Annotated in this window: 13 protein-coding genes; 11 read left to right on the top strand and 2 right to left on the bottom strand. The window is 74.1% G+C overall.

From position 1 onward, the window contains the following. Positions 1-42: 42 nt before the first annotated feature. The 9 genes from Voc01_RS27715 to Voc01_RS27755 are packed head-to-tail and all read left to right on the top strand — an operon-like array spanning position 43 to position 14,494. Positions 43-1,401: a hypothetical protein gene (locus Voc01_RS27715; protein ID WP_203930506.1), complete on the top strand. Its 1,359-nt coding sequence runs from the start codon at positions 43-45 to the stop codon at positions 1,399-1,401. Next, positions 1,382-2,917, top strand: coding sequence for an SCO6880 family protein (locus Voc01_RS27720; protein WP_203930507.1), 1,536 nt, complete (start codon positions 1,382-1,384; stop codon positions 2,915-2,917). Before Voc01_RS27715 ends, Voc01_RS27720 begins: the two co-directional genes overlap by 20 nt. Continuing rightward, the gene (locus tag Voc01_RS27725; protein WP_203930508.1) at positions 2,917-4,428 is read left to right on the top strand and encodes a putative type IV secretion/conjugal transfer ATPase; all 1,512 of its coding nucleotides are present in this window, start codon (positions 2,917-2,919) and stop codon (positions 4,426-4,428) included. Before Voc01_RS27720 ends, Voc01_RS27725 begins: the two co-directional genes overlap by 1 nt. Further along, positions 4,425-5,528 (top strand): M23 family metallopeptidase, encoded by a 1,104-nt coding sequence (locus Voc01_RS27730; RefSeq protein ID WP_203930509.1) that lies wholly within the window; start codon positions 4,425-4,427, stop codon positions 5,526-5,528. Before Voc01_RS27725 ends, Voc01_RS27730 begins: the two co-directional genes overlap by 4 nt. Before the next feature lie 56 nt (positions 5,529-5,584). Then, a complete protein-coding gene (locus Voc01_RS27735; RefSeq protein ID WP_203930510.1) occupies positions 5,585-7,474 on the top strand; it encodes a type IV secretory system conjugative DNA transfer family protein in 1,890 nt (629 codons plus the stop codon). Next, positions 7,475-10,159, top strand: a complete 2,685-nt coding sequence (locus tag Voc01_RS27740) for a fibronectin type III domain-containing protein (RefSeq protein ID WP_203930511.1) — start codon at positions 7,475-7,477, stop codon at positions 10,157-10,159. After that, positions 10,159-11,142 carry an AAA family ATPase gene (locus Voc01_RS27745; RefSeq protein ID WP_203930512.1) on the top strand — a complete coding sequence of 328 codons (984 nt, stop codon included), beginning with the start codon at positions 10,159-10,161 and terminating at the stop codon, positions 11,140-11,142. Before Voc01_RS27740 ends, Voc01_RS27745 begins: the two co-directional genes overlap by 1 nt. Further along, a complete protein-coding gene (locus Voc01_RS27750) occupies positions 11,139-12,230 on the top strand; it encodes a DUF58 domain-containing protein (RefSeq protein WP_203930513.1) in 1,092 nt (363 codons plus the stop codon). Before Voc01_RS27745 ends, Voc01_RS27750 begins: the two co-directional genes overlap by 4 nt. Continuing rightward, the gene (locus Voc01_RS27755) at positions 12,227-14,494 is read left to right on the top strand and encodes a transglutaminase domain-containing protein (protein ID WP_239160537.1); all 2,268 of its coding nucleotides are present in this window, start codon (positions 12,227-12,229) and stop codon (positions 14,492-14,494) included. Before Voc01_RS27750 ends, Voc01_RS27755 begins: the two co-directional genes overlap by 4 nt. On the opposite strand, the gene Voc01_RS27760 is transcribed toward Voc01_RS27755, so the two are convergent. Further along, positions 14,447-14,737 (bottom strand): hypothetical protein, encoded by a 291-nt coding sequence (locus tag Voc01_RS27760; RefSeq protein WP_203930514.1) that lies wholly within the window; start codon positions 14,735-14,737, stop codon positions 14,447-14,449. The two genes, Voc01_RS27755 and Voc01_RS27760, sit on opposite strands and share 48 nt — an antisense overlap. 201 nt (positions 14,738-14,938) lie before the next feature. On the opposite strand from Voc01_RS27760, the gene Voc01_RS27765 reads away from it, so the two are divergent. Continuing rightward, positions 14,939-16,495 carry a protein kinase domain-containing protein gene (locus Voc01_RS27765; protein WP_203930515.1) on the top strand — a complete coding sequence of 519 codons (1,557 nt, stop codon included), beginning with the start codon at positions 14,939-14,941 and terminating at the stop codon, positions 16,493-16,495. Between the two features lie 209 nt (positions 16,496-16,704). Further along, positions 16,705-17,382, top strand: coding sequence for a hypothetical protein (locus tag Voc01_RS27770; protein WP_203930516.1), 678 nt, complete (start codon positions 16,705-16,707; stop codon positions 17,380-17,382). Positions 17,383-17,401: 19 nt separating this feature from the next. Here the strand turns inward: Voc01_RS27770 and Voc01_RS27775 are convergent, their stop codons facing one another. Then, entirely contained in the window at positions 17,402-18,127 is a 726-nt protein-coding gene (locus tag Voc01_RS27775; protein ID WP_203930517.1) for a MinD/ParA family ATP-binding protein, read from the bottom strand. Between the last annotated feature and the right edge of the window lie 29 nt (positions 18,128-18,156).

Consider the following 18,156-nt stretch of genomic DNA (forward strand, 5'->3'; position numbering starts at 1 on the left):
TCCAGGCTGGAGGAGACAGTGGAGTTCATATGGTCGTGGTTGGTGGGTCCGTTGGATGAGTTCTTCCTCTGGATCGCGGAAAGGTGCACCGGAGCACTCACCGCCGCGTTCGAACTCATCGACACCGGCCGGATCGAGGTCACGCCGTTCGAGGGCGTGGTCGGCAACACGACGTCGATCGGCGTCACCCTGGCGTTCCTGATGGCGCTGGTCCAGATCGGCCGGTCCCTGATCCAGGTCGGCGGTGGGTTCGGCCGCCTGGCCATCGGTCTCGTCGAGTACACGTTCGCGGTCGTGGGCGGGGTCGCCATCCTCGAGCTCGCGATGGACGCCAGCGACGCGCTGGCCAACGAGCTTCTCAAGGCGGGCGGGGCCGACGGGTGGCCCGACCTGCCCGGGCGGTTGCGGACGCCGCCGGGCGCCACGGAAGCGTCCACGTTGAACGAGCAGCTGCGGGCGGCCGTGGACGCCGGCGCGGACCCGGGCATGCTGGCCCTGGGCGGCGTGCTGTTCGATCTGCCCGCCGCGTTGCTGTACCTGCTGATGTATCTGGCCCTCCAGTTCGTCCTTCCGTTGGGCGCCTGCGTGATCGTCATCGCGGCCGCCGGCCGGCTGTCCGAGTTCGGCCGCGCCTGGTTGCCGATGCTGGCCCGGGTGCTGGGCACGGCGGCGTTGGCACCGTTGGGCTCCGCGCTGGTACTGCTCATCGGCATCGGCCTGCAGACGTCGACGTTCGAGGCCGTCAACGCGCGGGAGGGCGGTACGGAGAAAGGGTTCGAGGACCTCGTAGCCTTCGTCACCCTGTTCCTCAGCGGGCTGATCATCCTGCTGTCGCCGTTCGCGTTCGTGGTCATCTACAAGATGCTCGGCTTCACCGACAGGGCTGCGGGCGGGGTGAGCAGTGTCCAGGTGTCCACCGGCACGAGCCGTTCCGACGTCAACGCGGGAGGAACCGCGGGCATCGCCGCCGCCGGGTCGACCGCGGAACGCCGGTTCGCCGGTACGCTCGCCAGCCTCACCCGGGTGGGCGGCGGAACCCTGACGGGCGGCCTCGCCGCGGCCGGCGGCGGCCTGAGCAAGGTCGCCGGCGGCGGCCTGACGAGGGCCGCGGGCGACCTGACCGCGACGAGGTCGACGGAGACCGACGGAGGCTCGACGCGGTCGGTCGAGCCCGGAGGCACACGTGGCCCGGGCGCGGGTAGCTCGGGCGGAGGTAGCTCAGGCGGCGGCAGCGGCTCCGGTGGTTCCGGCTGGAGCTTCATCAGCGCCGACGACGTCAGAGGCAGCGACGGCGCCTCCACGCCGATCAGTACCAGCCGCGTGCAGCAGCTCCGCGACCTCCCGCAGGCGAGTGCGCCGCGCGTACCGGAAGGGGTGGGCAGTGGCTACGACCACGCCTGATGACGACCGGGTCTACAGCGGCTGGCGCCGCGAGAGGTACGGCTGGTTCATGGGCCTCACCGGCTGGCAGACGGTGCTGTCGGCGGTGGCGCTGCTCCCGCTGCTCCTCGCCGTGTCGCAGAGCCGGTGGATGGCGGCGATCCAGGTACTGCCGGTCTCGGCGACGGCGGTCGCGCTGATCGCCGTGCCGGTGCGGGGCCGCCCGGCGGCCCGATGGTTGGCGGATGTCTACATGTTTCTCTGGGGGCGGTTCATGGGTTGGTCACGATGGCGGTCGGCGGCGTCGACGGGCACCGCGACATTGAAGGAGCTCCGGACGGCCGACCTGCCCGGTGTCGCCGCCGCGCTGCGGTTGCACGACGGTCCGCCGTTCGGGCCGACCCTGCAACGCGTCTGCGTGATCCAGGACCCGCGTGCCGGACGCTGGTCGGCGGTCGCGCAGGTGACGCACCCGGGCCTCGCGGCGGTCGACGACGCGACCCGCAACGCCTACGCCGACCAGCTCGGCTCGATGCTCGCCGCCGCCTCGCGCGGCGAGCAGGTGTCGCGGATCTCCATCATGATCCGTACCGTTCCGGACGACGGCGCGGAGCGGGCGGCCTGGATCGCCGACAACATGTCGCCGTCGGCTCCCGACATCGCCCGTCAGGTCAGCGCACAACTGGAGCACGCGGTGGTCGCGGCGGCCGTGCGGCACGAGGTGTTCGTGACGGTCGGCGTGTCGGAGGCACGGATCCGTCGCAACGCGGCGCAGGCCGGCAGCGGGGTGGCGGGACGGGCCCGCGTGCTGTACCGGCACCTGCAGGAGATCGAGAACCACCTGCGCGCGTTGGGTGCCACCCAGCTGCGGTGGCTGCACACCGAGGACGTGGCGGCCGCCGTCCGGACCGGATACAACATGGCGGAGGCCCCCGTTCTGGAGCGGGCGAAGCAGGAGGCGGCCCGCGGCCGTCCGACCGTGACCGGCCTGCCGGTCGGCGCCGCCGGGCCGGTCAACGCGCCGAGCCCGTCGGCGCGCAGCTACACCCACGACGCCTTCGCCACGGTCAGCTACGCGTTGCTGCTTCCGGACCTGCCGACCCGCGTCGGTGCGCTGGCGCGCCTGCTCGAGCCGTCGGAGCCGGGCGAGCGCCGCACGCTCGCGTTGCACTACGAGCCGCAGGACCCGTCGAAGGCGGCCCGCCAGGTGGAGCGCGACATCTGGACCGCCGAGATGGCGGCCGAGGTCAAACGGTCGCGGGGATTCCGGGTCGGCATGGCGCAACGGCGGCGGGCGACGGAGACAGCCGTCCACGAGAACCAGGTGGTGGCCGGTCACACGATGGTCCGGGTGGCCGGTGCGGCGTCGGTCACGGTGCCGGTGAACTGGCCCGTCGAGGATCACGCCGCCAACTTCGAGGCGACGGCGCGAGCCTGCCACTACCGCCTGCTGCGGCTGGAACTGGCGCAGGACTCCGGGTTCGTCGCGGCCTGCCTGCCCCTGGGCGTCGGGCTTCCCAGCAGGGTGATGGGCTGATGGCCGGTCGACGCCCGGTGAACGGCCGGTCCCTGCCGGACCTCGTGACCGACTACGGCGGCCGCCTGCCGGACGCGCCGCCGCCCCCGGACCGCGGGAACGGCCGCCGCGATGCCGCGCTGCTGCGGGCGTCCGCGCCGGCCCGGGGGCATGCCCGTGCCGGCCACGGCTGGTCGCCGGTGCCGGCGCCGCTGGTCGTCTACCGCGCGTCGACGGCCGAGATCGGTGGCATCTTCCCGCTTCTGACCGCCGAGGGACTTCCACCGACGGGCGCGTTGATGGGGTACGACTCGGTGACCGCCGGCGGGTTCTACGTCGACCCGGTCGGCTGGGTGCTCAAACAGATCGTGACCAACCCCAACCTGATCTTCTTCGGCAAGCCCGGTCAGGGCAAGTCGACGACGGTCAAGGCGTTCCTGCTGAGGATGATGCTGTTCAACGCCCGCGTGCTCGTCGCCGGGGACGTCAAGGGGGAGTACGAGCCGCTGTGCCGGGCGGTCGGCGTGGAGCCGATCGCGTTGGGACTCGGGCTGCCGGCCCGCATCAACCCGCTCGACCTGGGTCCGCTCGCACAGGGCTGGGACCGGTTGGCCGCCGCGGAACGCGGCACGCGGGCGGCGCTCATCTTCGCCCGGTGGGTCGTGCTGTTGAAGGCGCTCATCGGCGTGCGCGGCGTCCGGGCCACGCCGTCGGACGAGAACGCGATCGCCACGGTGCTCGCGGAGCTGTCCGGGTGGTCGCGCGGCGACGGCCGTCTGCGCACGGTCACCATTCCCGAGGTGCACCACGCGTTGTCGCGGCCGACGCCCGAACTCGCCGACGCCTGCCGGTATTCCGGCGTGCGGGAGATGGTGGACGCGACACGCCAGAGCACCGATGCGCTCGGCACCCTGGTGCGAGGCGCTCTCGCCGGTCTCTTCGACTCCGCGACGACGATCCGGCTGGACTGGCGGGCCCCGATCCAGTCGCTGTCGTTGCGGCGCCTCGACGACCTGGGGGACGAGGTGGTCGGCGTCGCACTCGCGTGTGTCAACTCGTGGTCGCGGGCGATGACCGACCTGCGCCGACCGGGCGAGATCACCATCGTCGTGCGCGACGAGGTGTGGCGCCAGATGCGGCTCGGGGTCGGCGCGGTGCAGTCGCTCGACTCCGACCTGCGCCTGTCCCGCAACGACGGCGAGATCCAGATCATCGTGGCGCACAAGCCCAGCGACCTGCTCAGCGTCGGCGCGGCCGGCAGCCAGGAGGTCGCGATCGCCAAGGACATGATGGCGTTGTGCGACACCAAGGTGATGTTCGCGCAGGACCCGAAGATCGCCGACGAGCTGCGTGAGCTCGTCGGGTTGAACGACGTCTCCCGTGACTGGGTGTGCGGCTGGGCCCGGCAACGGACCGGCCGCGCCGTCTGGATGGTCGGTGACCGGCTCTTCAAGGTGACCACGGTGCGTACCCCCGTCGAGGCGCCCATCTTCGACACCAACACCGCTCTCGTCGCCGAGTCCCCGCCGTGACGAAGTGGGTCCTCGTGCCGGCCGCCGGGATCTACGTGCTGCTGGTCGGGCTGCTGTGCGCCTTCGGGGTCGTCGTGGGTGTCTCCGGCGGCGCGGCCGCTCCGGCGTGCGGTCCGAACGGGTCGACGCTCACGGTGCCGAAGCCCTGGAAGGACCTGAACCGACCCCGGGAGGAGGACCTGGACTACCTGACCCCGGAGGAGCTGACGAACGCGACGGTTGTCGTATCCACGATCCGGACGGTGACCGAGGGGTCCAACGGTGGCCCACCGGAGGTGCCGCTCGCTCCGGGCGCCGGCCGTCGCGCGGCGGAGATCGCGCTCGTGGTGACCTGGGTGGAGTCGAACCTGCGGAACCTCAACTACGGCGACGCGGACTCGTTGGGGCTGTTCCAGCAGCGGCAGGAGTACTACCCGGTCACGGTCTCGACCGACCCGGTCAGGGCGACCAGAGCGTTCCTGGTCGGACTGCCCGGCGTGAAAGGGCTCGTCCACGTGCCCGAGTGGCCGGGCATGGAGATCGGTGCGGCGGCCGTCCGGGTCCAGCGACCCGCGCAACGGTACGAGTTCCGGTACCACGAGTTCGACGAATGGGCGGCCGCCGCGACGCAGCTGCTGTGGGCGGGTGTCCCGGTCTGCCCGCCCGACAGTGTCGCCCCGCAGCCGGCGCTGCACTCCGCCGCGTTGCCGTTGGCCCGCGACCTGCTGCCCCGGGACGAGTACGACGACCCGCACCACGACTACCCGGCGGTCGACCTGGCGGTGCCGACCGGCACGCCGGCCTACGCGATGGTTCCCGGCACGGTGTCCCTGGTCGACGACGACCGGTGCGGCACGGGCATCGTCATCGCCGCCGGTGACGGCGGCAGCTACGTCTACTGCCACCTCAGTGCCGTGGACGTGGGTGAGGGGGCGTCGGTCGTCGCCGGGCAGTACGTCGGTGCCACGGGCAACACCGGCCGCTCGACCGGGCCGCACCTGCACATCGGGATCAAGGTCGGCGAGACCTCCCGGTGCCCGCAGACGTGGCTGCTGTCGGTCTACGACGGGCTGGCCGCGCCGAACCCGCTCCTGCTCCCCACGGTCGGGTGCAGCTACTAGAACCGTGCTAGCGTTGACGAAAGCAACATACGACATACGGCACTCCAGGGGGCCCGATGAGCGCGAAGTCCGGTAGCCGGCCCGAGTTCCTGCTCGTCGCCGCCGGCATGACCCTCTTCGTCGCCGGCTGGATGTTCTGGCTCGCCGGTCAGCTGTCCGCGGTCGTGACCGGGCGGGGCTGGCCGGACGCGTCGCCCACGGAGGTGTTCGCCGAGTGGCTGCGCGAGCCCGGCGACCCCGTCCTGGCGTGGCCCGGTGTCGTCGGTCCGGCGTGGCTGGTGTACCTCATCTTCGTCCCGCTGATGGTGCTGCTCGTCGCCGGCGGCGTGCTGGTCGTCCGGAGCGAGTGGGAGTGGCGCCGCCGCCGGGGCTTCCGGTGGGGGCGGCTCGGTTTCGCCTCCAGCGACGAGGTCCGGCGCCAGCTCGGTCGCCGGGCCCTCCTGCGGAAGATCCCGACCATCCGGCCCGCCCTCGCCGGCCGGCGACGGGTCGCTCCGGAGGATGTCGGGTTCTGTCTCGGCCGCGACGTCCGCTCGTGGCGGCGGGTGTACAGCTCGGTCGCCGACCCCCTCCTGGTGGTCGCGCCGCCCCGGCAGGGCAAGGACGCGCACTTCGTCGCGCCGTTCACCATCGACGCACCGGGCGCCTGCATCGTGCTGACGACCGAGCTCGAGACGTTCACCACGACCTACGCGATGCGCGCGCGGCGGGGCCGCGTCATGGTCTTCGACCCCAACGACCTGACCCGGTGGCCCGACCGGATCCGCATGTGCCTGGTCCGGGGATCGGAGAACCCGAACGTCGCCGACGACCGGGCCACGACCATGGCCAAGTACGCCGGGTACCACATGGGCAGGGAGACCAAGGCCGGCCACGACGCCAGTCACTTCTCGGCCACGGCCGCGGTCGTCATCCTCCGCTGCTACCTGCACGCCGCCGCCCTGCACGGCCGGACCATCACCGATGTCATGCGATGGACGCGTGACCCCAGCGATCCCGAGCCGCTGATGCTGCTGCGTCGCGCCGAGGCCGCGGGTGTGGCCGTACCGGGCTGGGCGGCGGAGCTGGCCGCACTCCTCGCCACCAACCCGGAGAGCCGCACCGCGATGTGGTCGACCGCGGCCCAGTGCCTGCGGTTCCTGTCCGAGCCGTCCGTGCTCGCGCACTTCTCACCCGGTCCCGACGAGAGCTTCGACCTCGAGGAGTTCGCCTCCGGCCGCAACACCCTCTACGTCCTGGTGAAGGAGACCGGGTCCAACCCGGTCACGCCGGGCGTCCACCTGCTGATGCAGTCGATGTGGACGCAGCTGCGCGGAATCGGCGCGAAGATGCCGGGCGGACGCGTCGAACCACCCGTCACCGTCGAGATCAACGAGGCGATCTACGCGGCGCCGATGGGCAACCTGGCCCGGTTCATGGCGCTGATGGGCAGGTCGTCGGTCGCGCTGCACGTCTACCTGCGGTCGGTCTCCCAGGCCAAGGACGCCTACGGCGACTCTGTCGTCCGCATGATGTGGGACAACGCCGCGGTCAAGGTCGTCGCCGGCGGTCTCGGCAATGTCGACGACCTGGAGGACCTGTCCGAGCTGATCGGCAACGTACGGCACCCGTCGGCGATGTTCAGCGCCGGCAACCGGGAGGTGCTCAGCCCGGTGCTGACTCCCGAGGAGCTGCGGACGATGGAGTTCGGTACCGCGATCGTCATCGGCCGCGACGTGCGGCCGGTCGAGGTCAGGCTGACGCCGTGGTGGAAGCGCAAGGACAGCGCGCAGATCCGCGCCGGCAGGGACAGGGTCGACCGGCTGCTGCTGCGCTACGCCGAGTCGGCCGGCGTGGACCGGCGGATCACGGACTACATCGCGTCGGCGGGCCGGGTGCCGCCGGTGCTGCGCGGCCGGAAGTCCGCGACGGTCACCGACCGCGGCAACGGAACGCGGGGGCGGTAGATGCGGTACCGGACCTTGAACGGCCACAGTGGACGGTGGAAGCGGCTGGACGGGCTTCCGGGCGGGCTCCCCACCGCGGTGACGGCCGTCGCCACGCTCGTCGCGGCCGTCATCAGCGTCGTCGCCTTCGCGCCGGACCGGACGGTGCCGGACACGGTGCCCGTCGCGTGGTTGTTCAGCAGCCCGTCCGGCGAGCTCGGGCGGGTCAACGGCGGCACGGCGAGCGTCGACACCCGGGTCGACGTCGACGGTTCGGCCGGGCACCGGGTCACCGTCGAACAGACCGACCGGTACCTCGTCATCCGCGACGTGGACACCGGCCGCACGAGCACGCTCGACCTGGTGACCCTGCAGATCTCGGCGTACCTGGACACCGCTCCCGGCGAGGGCGTCGAGGTGCTGGTGCACGAGCGGACCGCCTACGTCGTCGACCGTGTCCGTGGCCGGGTCGGCCCGGTGGACCCGCGGACCCTCGCGCCGACCGGCCCGGTGCTGGAGCTTCCGCCCGGCCTGCGCGGCGGAGGCTTCGACACCGACGGCCGGCTGTGGCTGGCGTTGCCCGGCGACGGCACCGTGGTGGCGGTGACGCCGGACGCGTCCCGGGGCGCCCCACCCACCACGTCGACGGTGCCGGTGACCGAGCCCGGCCACGACCTCACGGTTTCGGTGCTGGACAAGGGGATCGCCGTGCTCGACCGCACCGCCGGACAGCTCGTCACCGTCCGCGGCGAGGATGTCAGGCGGACGGCACTGCAGCTGTCCGGCCCGGCCGAGGTGGCACCACGCACCGGCGGCGACCGGGTCGCGGTGACCGTTCCGACCGACCGCACGCTCGTCGTCGTCGACGGCAACGGCGCGACGGCCAGCTTCCCCGTACCCGGTAAGGGAAGCGACCTGCGCGCGGCGGTGCCGTGGCAGGGCCGGTTCTACGTCGCCGACGACGCCGCCGGTGTCGTCTACGTCCTCGGACCGACGGGGACGCCGACCGGGCAGATCGCCGTCCGCGGCAGCAACCACATCGAGCTGAGCGTGCGCGGGAACCATCTGTACATCAACGCCGTCGACGGGTCGGGCGCGCAGGTGGTCGACCGCGAGCACAAGGTGTCCGCGGTCGACAAGTACCGCGAGGATGTGGCCGGCGACGACACGCCGCCGCCGTCGCCGGCACCGAGCGCGTCGGCGTCCGGCTCGGCCCGCCCGGGCACGTCGGATCCGCCGCGGTCGAGCGCGCCGCCGTCGGTCCGGCCGTCGAGCGCGCCACCGACGGCGCGGCCACCGACCACCGCGCCACCGACGGCGCGGCCACCGACCACCGCGCCACCGACGGCCCGGCCGCCGTCGATCGTGCCGCCGGCTCCGCCGCGCTCGACCGCGCCAGCGTCGACGAAGCCCGCGTCGACGAGGCCCCCGTCGTCGAACGCGCCGCCGGCTACCGCGCCGTCGTCGCCTGTCGCGCCGTCGTCCGTCGCGCCCGCGTCGCCGGTTCCGCCCGCGTCGGGGGTGCCGTCCTCGATGGGACCGCCGTCAGCGGGCCCACCGTCGGCCAGTGCCCCGCCCACGAACCGGGTGCCGACCGCGGTGACCGCCCAGCCGCTGCCCGACGGCACCGTGCGGGTCGGGTGGACCGCACCGGCCGCGCCGGCGGCCGGCTACCAGGTCGGCGCCATCCGCGCCAACGGTCCCCAGCTGACCTGGCGGCCCGACGGCGGGCAGACCGCGTTCACCGTCCCGGCCGGCACCCTGACCTACGGCGACCAGGTGGCCTTCACCGTGGCCGCGATCGACGCCCAGGGCGGCAGTTCCGCGGCGTCGCAGCCGTCGGCGCCGGTGACGCCGTTCACCCGACCCGGCGCACCGCTGAACCTGCGGGTGAAGGCGACCGCCGACGCGGTCGACGTGGCCTGGGACCCGCCGACCAACACCAACGGACGGCCGGTCACCGGATACGTCGTCGCGTTCGACGGCGGCACCAGGGAGGTGACCGGCGGCACCACCGCCCGGCTCGCCGCGCTGCCCACCGGTACCGCCGTCACCGTCGCGGCGTACAACGAGGCGGGCGCCGGCGAGCCCACCGCGCCGGTGACCGTCACCCCGCCGGCCGAGCCGACCGTCACCGTCACCGGCCAGACGCCGGGCTACACGTTCGTCACCGTGACGTTCACCGTCGACGGCGGTGGCGGCGGAACACCGTTGTGCGGCCTGGCGATCGCCGGGATGACGCGGGTCGTCGAGGCCGACTGTGCCGGACAGAGCCTGACCTACGACGGACTCGCGCCCGGCGTCGCCTACAACGCCACGTTGACCGTCACCAACACGCAGGGCCGCCGCCGGGAGACACCCGTGCCGGCCACGACGAAGGAGCTGTTCGGGACCGTCGCCTGCAAGGGCACCGACGGCTACTGCGAGCGCGGCGTCGGCCTGTACTCGCAGCCCATGCAGGACACCACGGTGCGGACCGGCAGGGCCGGGCTGGACGGGCAGCGGTACCGGGCGACCTGCAAGGTCGTGGGCCGCGACGGCAACCTGTCCGCCGACGCCGAGCTGTTCGCCGCGCAGTACAACGCCAACAAGCGCAGCGACCTCTGGATCAGGATCACCGTCGACGGCGCCGACCTGTACATCCCGTACGTCTGGTTCAACCTCGACGACAACGACAACCGGGCCAACCTCCCGGACTGCCGCTGATGGCAGGCGTCAACGGCGCGGTCCTGCGGCCGCCGGCGCGGGAGAGCACCAGCGTGGTGCGGCAGATCGCCGACAGCGTGTCGTCGGTCGTGCTCGGCAAGCCCGATGTCGTCCGGCTGACGCTGGCCGCGTTGCTGGCCGAGGGTCACCTGCTGGTCGAGGACGTGCCCGGGGTCGGCAAGACCACCCTGGCCCGCGCGGTCGCGGCGGTCGTACGCGGTGCCTGCAAACGGATCCAGTTCACGCCCGACCTGCAGCCGTCCGACGTCGTCGGCGTGACCGTCTACCACCGCACGCGTGGCGACTTCGAGTTCCATCCCGGGCCGGTGTTCGCCAACGTCGTCATCGCCGACGAGATCAACCGCGCCTCGCCGCGCACCCAGTCGGCCCTGCTCGAGGTGATGGAGGAGCGGCACGTCACCGTCGACGGTGTCCGGCGCGAGGTGCCGCGCCCGTTCCTCGTCGTGGCCACCCAGAACCCGGTGGAGATGGACGGCACCTACCGGCTGCCCGAGGCGCAGCTCGACCGGTTCCTTCTCCGGCTGTCGGTCGGCTATCCCGACGAAGACGTCGAGGTGGAGGTGGCGCGTGCCGCGGCGGCCGGCCGCTCGCCGGAGGACCTGTCACCGTTGACCGACACCCGGACGCTGCGCGAGCTCATCCGGCTCACGGGACGGATCCACCTCGCCGACCCGCTGTACCGGTACGCGGTCCGCCTCGCCGCCGCCACCCGCACGCATCCCGACGTGCGGGTCGGGGTGAGCCCGCGCGGCGTCATCGCGTTGACCCGCGCGGCCCGCGGTCTCGCGCACGTGTCCGGACGCGGCTACGTCCTGCCCGAGGATCTGAAGGAGCTCGTCGGACCGGTGTTCGCCCACCGGCTCGTGCTCGTACCCGACGCGCAGCTGCGTGCGGTCACGCCCCAGGACGTGCTGGGATCCGTCCTGCGGGGCGTCCCCGCACCGGTTCCGGTCCGCACATGAGGATGACGGGACGCGGGCGCGGCGTGCTCGCGGCCGGTGCCGTGCTGCTGGTGGCGGGCGGGTGGCTCGGCTACCCGGAGGCGGCCGCGGTGGGCGCGGCGGCGGCGGTGTCGGTGCTGCTGTCGCTGGCGTCGGCCCGGCGGCTGCCACGGCTGACCGTGACCCGGACCGTCGAGCCCGCTCTCGTGACGCGCGGCGGGTCGTGCCACGCGGTGCTGGAGGTGCGCCACGACTCGACCCGCACGGTGCGACTGGCCGCCGAGGACGGGCGCATCCCGGTCCCATCGATGTTCCTGCGCCCAGGGGAGGTCGCGACCGTGCGGTACGACGTGCCGACCACACGGCGCGGGCCGGTGCGGTTGGGCCCGTTGTGGGTCGGCCGCCGCGATCCCCTGGGACTGGCCGGCGCCGGGCGCGTGATCGGCGACCGCGCGGTGGTGCTGGTCCATCCGACGCTGCACCCCCTCGGCGGCCTGCCGGCCGCGCTGCGCCGCGGGACCGACGACGACTGCGGTACGCGGCCCGGCGGGGGCGCCGTGTCGGACCAGTTGCGCCGGTACGCGACCGGCGACGACCTGCGGCAGGTGCACTGGCGGTCGAGCGCGCGCCTCGGCGACCTCATGGTGCGCGGGCGGACGGACGCCGGCCGGCCGGGACTGGTGGTGCTGCTCGACGACCGCGCCGGCGCGCACGGGGACGACACGTTCGAGTCGGCGTGCGAGGCCGCGGGTTCGATCGTGGCGGCGGCGCTGCGCGCGGACATCGCGGTGCGACTGGTCACCACCGGTGGCGCGGAGCTGACGGGTCGGCCCGGGCTGGCCGGATTCCTGCACCTGCTCGCCGAGGTGGCACTGCGCGGCGCGGCCCAGCCGGAGCACGGGCTGGCGCTGGCCGTGACCGGCCGGCTCGCCGGGTCCGGTGACGTCCTCGTGTGCCTCACCGGGCCGTCCGGAGCCGGTGCGCTGTCGGGCCTGCGGCGACGGTATCCGTCGACGCGGGTCGTGGTCTTCGGCGGGCCGGCGGCTCCCTTCAGCGCACGGAACGGCGCGGACTTCGCCGCGCGATGGCCGGCGGCGTGGGCCCGGTGACCCGTCGGATGCTCACGGCCGTGCCGTTCGCGGCGGCGCTCGCGGTGGGTGCCGGTGCCGCGGGCAGGATCTACCACGGGCCGGTGTTCGCCCTCCTGGTGGCAGGCGCCGCCGCCGGCGCGACGGGTGTCGGCGTCGCCCTGCTGCGGCGTCCACAGTGGACGGTTCCGCTCGTGTCGACGACCGCGCTCATCGCCTACGCCGCCGTCGTGCTCCAGTGGCTGGACCCCGGGCCGGACACGTGGACCCGCGCGGTCCGCGACGGCGGCCCGCGGCTGCTCACCTCGCTGGTGCCGGTGGAGGTGCGGCCCGCGACCGTGCTGCTGCCCATCGTCGTGGTGTGGGTGGCGGGCCTGGTCGGCGCCGAGGTCGCGGTGCGCGCCGGGCGACCGGCCGTCGCACTGTCGGCGCCGGTGGCGGTGTACGCGGCGGCCCTGGCCCTCGCCGGTCCCGACGGGGGAGTCCAGCCGTGGCGGGCGGTGACGTTCGTGGCGCTCTGCGCCGGCCTGCTGGCCGCGAACGCGTCACCTGCCGGGGCGCCCCTCGCGTCGCGACCGGGCGCCGCGAACGACGGTGCGCCTCCCACGTCGCGGCCGGGCGCCGCGAACGCCGGGACGCCTCTCGCGTCGCGGCTGCTCGCCGCGGCGCCGTCCGCCCTTGCGGTCGTCCTGGCCGTGGTGGCGGTCGCGGTGACGGTGCCGCACCGGCCGCCGGACCTACGGGCCGCGGCCGACCCGCCGACCACCGACCCGCTCGACGGGAACCCCCTCGCCCGCATCTCCGGGTGGACGCAGGACCCCGACCGGCCCCTGTTCGACGTCGACCTGCCGCTGTTCGACGTCGACCCGCCCGCGCCGGCACGGCTCACCCTCGCGGCGCTCGGCGACTTCGACGGAGTGACGTGGCGGATCGGCGCCGCCCACCGACCGGCGGGCCGCTGGCTGCCGGAACCTCCGGCCGGCGGCACGCGGGTGCACACGCGGTTCACCGTCCGCGGGCTGGGGGGCAGGCTGGCACCCGCGGTCGCCGCGCCGGTACAGGTGCGGGGGATCGCCGTCGCCTACGACCCGGACAGCGGCTCCCTGCTCAGCGAGGACGCGCTGGCACCGGGCACCACGTACACGGTCACGTCGGTGGTGCCCCGTCCCGACCGGGAGGCGGCCACGGCGGGCGTGCCGGGCGGCCCGGAGGTGAGCCGCTACCTGGAGGCCGGTGACCCGTTACCGGGCGACCTCGCCGCGCTCGCGCGCACGGTCGCCGGCGGGGAGGTCAACCCGTACCGCAAGGCGCAGACGCTCGAGCGGTTCCTCGCCGACCACTACACCTACGACCTTGGCGCGCCCGGCGGTCACGCCTACCCGAACCTGCGGTTCTTCCTGCTCGGGGCGCAGCGCGGCACGTCGGAGCAGTTCGCCGCGGCGTACGCGGTGCTCGGTCGGCTCATGGGACTTCCGACGCGCGTCGTGGTCGGCTTCACCGGCGCGCCCGGGCGCGGCACGGTGCGGGGCACGGTGCGCGGCGCCGATGCCCTCGCCTGGCCGGAGGTGTTGTTCGCCGGGGTCGGCTGGGTGCCGTTCGACCCGATGCCCGAGCCGGGCGCGGAGGCCCGTCCGCTCGGGGCGTACCGGCCGGGCCCGGCACCGTCGACGGCGTCCCCGTCGACGGTCGCTCCGCCGCCGGTGCCGTCGACGTCACCTCCGCTCCCGGTGGCGGCACCCGGTGGATCCGGATCCGGTCGGTGGCCCACGGAAGCGGTCGTCGCGGTGGCGGCCGTGCTGGCGCTGCTGGGCGCCGGGGCCACCGCGGTGGCGGCCCGCTGGCGGCTGTCCCGCCGTCGGCTGCTCCACGGCGATCCGTCCGACCGGGTGACCGGTGCCTGGCTGGAACTGCTCGACGCGCTGCGCCTGGCCGGACATCCCGCACCCGCCGGCCTCACGGTGACGGAGGTGGCGCGGTGGGCGGCAGACCGGGCCGACGGCCTGCCCCCGCTGGACGACCTCGCCGACGCGGCGAACCGGGCCGGTTTCGGGTCCGCGCCGCTGACCGACCGCGACGCGGTGGTGGCGCGCGACCAGGCCCGCGCATACGTCGACGCGCGACGTCGTACCGCGCCGGCGTGGCGGCGGGTGTCCTGGCGCCTGCACCCCGGACCGCTGTGGTGGAGCCGCGCCATGCACGGGTCTCCGCCGCCGCGGGCTCGACGAGCCGGCCTTCCCCTACCGGCCGGTCGTTCCGCCGGACTCCGGCGCCCGCACCGGTCGTAGTGGCTGGCCGGGTGAGGCCAGCCGCCGGCGGCGTGAGCCCCGCGCCGGAACGGGTCGGCCGGGCCGCTCCGGTCCGGTCGTGGCGGGTCGCTGCGGCGCGGAGAGGGCGCGCAGGAGCAGGTCGAGGTCGACCGCGGGGGACCCGCTCACGCGCGCCTCGTTGGTGGAGGTGTCGACCGTGACGTGGGTCAGCTCGGTGCTGTCGTGGTCGTTGCGGATGACGCGGATGGTGTACGCGGCCACGACTGTCCCTTCGGCGGTGGAGACCGGGCGGAACCCGGTGCTGCGGCTCGATGCTAGGGCGCCGTCGAGGTGGGGGAACCGGACCGTTGCCGTTGTTAACGTCCCGTTGACCCGCGCGGCGGGGACGTCGACCGCTCTTTGTTGCTATGTTGTATGAAGCTTATTGTGTGTTGGATCGACTTACGGGGAGCGGGTGGGGCGATGACGGCGGTGGAACGCGGTCCGGGCCTTGCCGGCTACCGCGACCTGGTGACGATCAGCCGCACCGACACGGCCCTGGTGTTCGAGGCGGTGCGCGACAGCGACGCCCGGCGCGTCGCCGTGAAGGTGCTGCTGGTCGACCACGAGGTGGCCGAGCGGGCCCGCGCGTGGCGCGAGCTGACGACGACGGTGCTCCTGTCGGGCCATCCGCACATCGTCGAGATCCTCGACACCGGCGTCACCGCCCGGGGGAACCCGTATGTCGTCATGGAGCACTGTCCCGACGGCAGCTACGAGCGGATCGTCGACCGGCTCGGGCCGCTGTCGGTCGAGGAGACGGTTCTGGTCGGGTGGCGGATCGCCGAGGCCCTGCAGGCGGCGCACGACGTCGGGGTGGTGCACGGCGCGGTCAGGCCGTCGAACATCCTGCGGGCCGCGACCGGGCCGGCGCTGAGCGACTTCGGCATCGCGCGGGTGCCGGTGGCCAACCGGCTGGTCGAGGCGGAGGAGAGCCCGTCGTCCGACCTGTTCGACCTGGCGGCCACGATGGGACATCTGCTGGTCGGGCAGCCGGTGTCCGCCGGGTCGGTCGGCCAGGCGCGGCGTCCCGGGACGCCGGGCGACGACGTCCCCGAATGGTTGTGGTTCGAACTGGACCGCGGGCTGGCGCCGGACCCGGACGACAGGCATCCCAGCGCGTACGCCTTCGCCGAGATCCTGCGCGCCCACGGCGAGTACGTGGCGGGGGCGCCGGCGCGGCCGGAGCCACCGCCGTTCGCGGACGACGCCATCGAGGGGTCGCTGGTGCTGCCGGCGGGCGTGCGGGCCGCTCCCGGATACGCCGAGCCCGCACGGGAGGAGCCGCGCCCGCCGGACGGTCCGCGCGCGACGATCCGACCGCCCAGCCCGCCGGCCGACGACACCGGTTATCCGGACACCGGCGGCTCCTACCGCTGGGGAGGTGACGACCCCGACGGCGACGGCCCCCACGGCGGCGCCGCCGGGCCCGACGACGGCGAACGGCGGGGGACCGACAGCACCGACCCCGCGTACCCGGAGCCGGACCGTGCGCGGGACGGGTACCCCGATGCCTTCGGCGACGACCCGCCGTGGCTCGACGAGCCGCCCCGGCACCGGTCCTGGAGGACGCTGCTGCTCGGGCTCGCGGTGGCCGCGATGGTGGGCTTCGCCGGGTTCCTGTTCTGGCCGACCGGCGACGGTGGCGACCCGGGCGGCGCGGTACCCGCGAACTCGTTGGCCGCCGTCCCCCCGATGCGGGTGACGGGCGAGGGCGCGCCGACCGACGTCAAGCTCGCCGACGACGGATCGACGATCACCGTGACCTGGTCGGACGCCACCGGCAAGCGCGCGCAGTTCGCGGTCGTCGGCGGCCCGCGTGGCACCCCGTTGACGCTGCAGAAGGTGCTCGACCCGGGCGCGACGTCGCTGACGTTGCAGGGCCTGAACACCGGGCAGGACTACTGCTTCCAGGTTCTGGCGATCCTGCGCGTCGACGAGTACGCCCGATCCGCGCTGGTATGCACCAATCGATCATGACGATGTTCTTACGCTTCCGTGACGCTTCGCCCGGATGACGCCCGGTCGGCGAGCGCGCCATCGGAACTCGCCTATGGTAGGTGGATGATCCGGCGAGGTGTCCGTCGATAATGTCCACAGTAGACAGTTGGTCCGGCGGGCCCCGGTCCGGGACCGGCGATCACCCGTCGAGCACCCTGTCGGGCTGGTCCTCCTACCGTCGGCGGGCCATGCTCCGCGTGTCCGTGCTGCTGGCGGCGGTCGTGGTCACGGTGGCGGCCTACTGGCTGCCCGGCGCCCTCGACGGACGGGCCGACTCGACGGGCGGCGACCGGCCGGCCACCCCGCCGGCGGCCGCCGGAGGGGCGACCGCGTCGCCGGCCCCGCCCGCCGGGTCCCCGAGCGGCGTGCCGTCGGCGCCGCCGTCGACGACTGCGGCCACGCCGAGCGGTCAGCCGGGCGGCCAGCCGACGGTGCCCGGAACCACGGCGACCCCGCCGGGACGGTCCTACGCCAACACCGCCGCGTTCACCGGTATCAGCGACGGTGCCGCCGTCGACCACTGCGAGCGGGTGTCGGGGCGGTCGAGCGTCGCGCCCACCAAGACCCTGCTCACCGCGCACCGGCGCACCAGCCCGAGCGACGGGACCTACTACTTCTTCTACGTCGACGGCGCGCAGAACGGCAACACGCCGTCGACGTGGACGACCCGGATCTGGTTCGGCTCGTCCGCGGACGGGCACCTCTACACCGTCTATCTGCTGATCATGGACGTCGAGGAGGCACGCCGGTTCTGGGGCGGCAACAAGGTCGCGAACGGCTCCTACGCCGACGCGGCGGCCATCCCGCCGTCGGCGGTCGTCGCCGACGAACTGCGGGTCGAGCAGCGGGGACTCGCGGACTGCTAGGCCGGGGTCGCGCGGGCCGCTAGTTCTTCGCGGCCGGGGTCGTGACGGCGACCCGGGCCGCCAGGGCCAGGTAGGCCCGCGACGTCGCCGGCCGCAGCCGCTGCGCCGCGATGCCGGTGCGTCCGGCCAGTCCCGGGTCGTGCGGCACCGCGACGGCCCGCCGTGACGCCCCGCGCGGAAGCGGCGACCGGTCGCCGACCACGGCCACCGCGACCGTGCCGAGCCGGCCGGGACCGCCGGTAGCGAGCCGGTCGAGTGCGGCCAGGGCGGCGGGCCGGGCCGTCGGCCCGGGGCGGACCACCAGCACGACCTGGTCGGCGTCGTCGAGCGCGGCCTGCGCCGGCGCCGACAGGTCGTTTCCGACATCGACGAGGACGAACGTGTACGTGGCCGTGAGCACGCCGAGCGCGTCGCGCATGTCGCGCGGGTCCAGCGGCGCCGCCCAGGGGAGGCCGTCGACGACGTACAGACCGTCCGGAGTGGACAGTGCGGCCGCGCCCCACGGATCCCGGGCGATCTCGGCCGGCGTCGGCGCGAGCCGCTGCGCCAGTGCGGTTCCGAGCGACGGCGTACCCGCGTGCGCGTCGACGAGCACGGTCTTGTCGGCGCGGTTACGGGCCAGCGCCAGGCCCAGCCCGATCGCGGTGGCGGTGGTGCCGGTGCCACCGCTGCCCGACAGGACGGCCACGATGCGGGGTTGGGCCTGCTCGGTCCGGGTCGCCGCGACGAGCGGGCCCTCGCCCACGTCGCCGCCACGGTAGGCGAAGCCCGGCG

The sequence above is a fragment of the Virgisporangium ochraceum genome (genome assembly GCF_016863655.1).
Classification (GTDB): domain Bacteria; phylum Actinomycetota; class Actinomycetes; order Mycobacteriales; family Micromonosporaceae; genus Virgisporangium; species Virgisporangium ochraceum.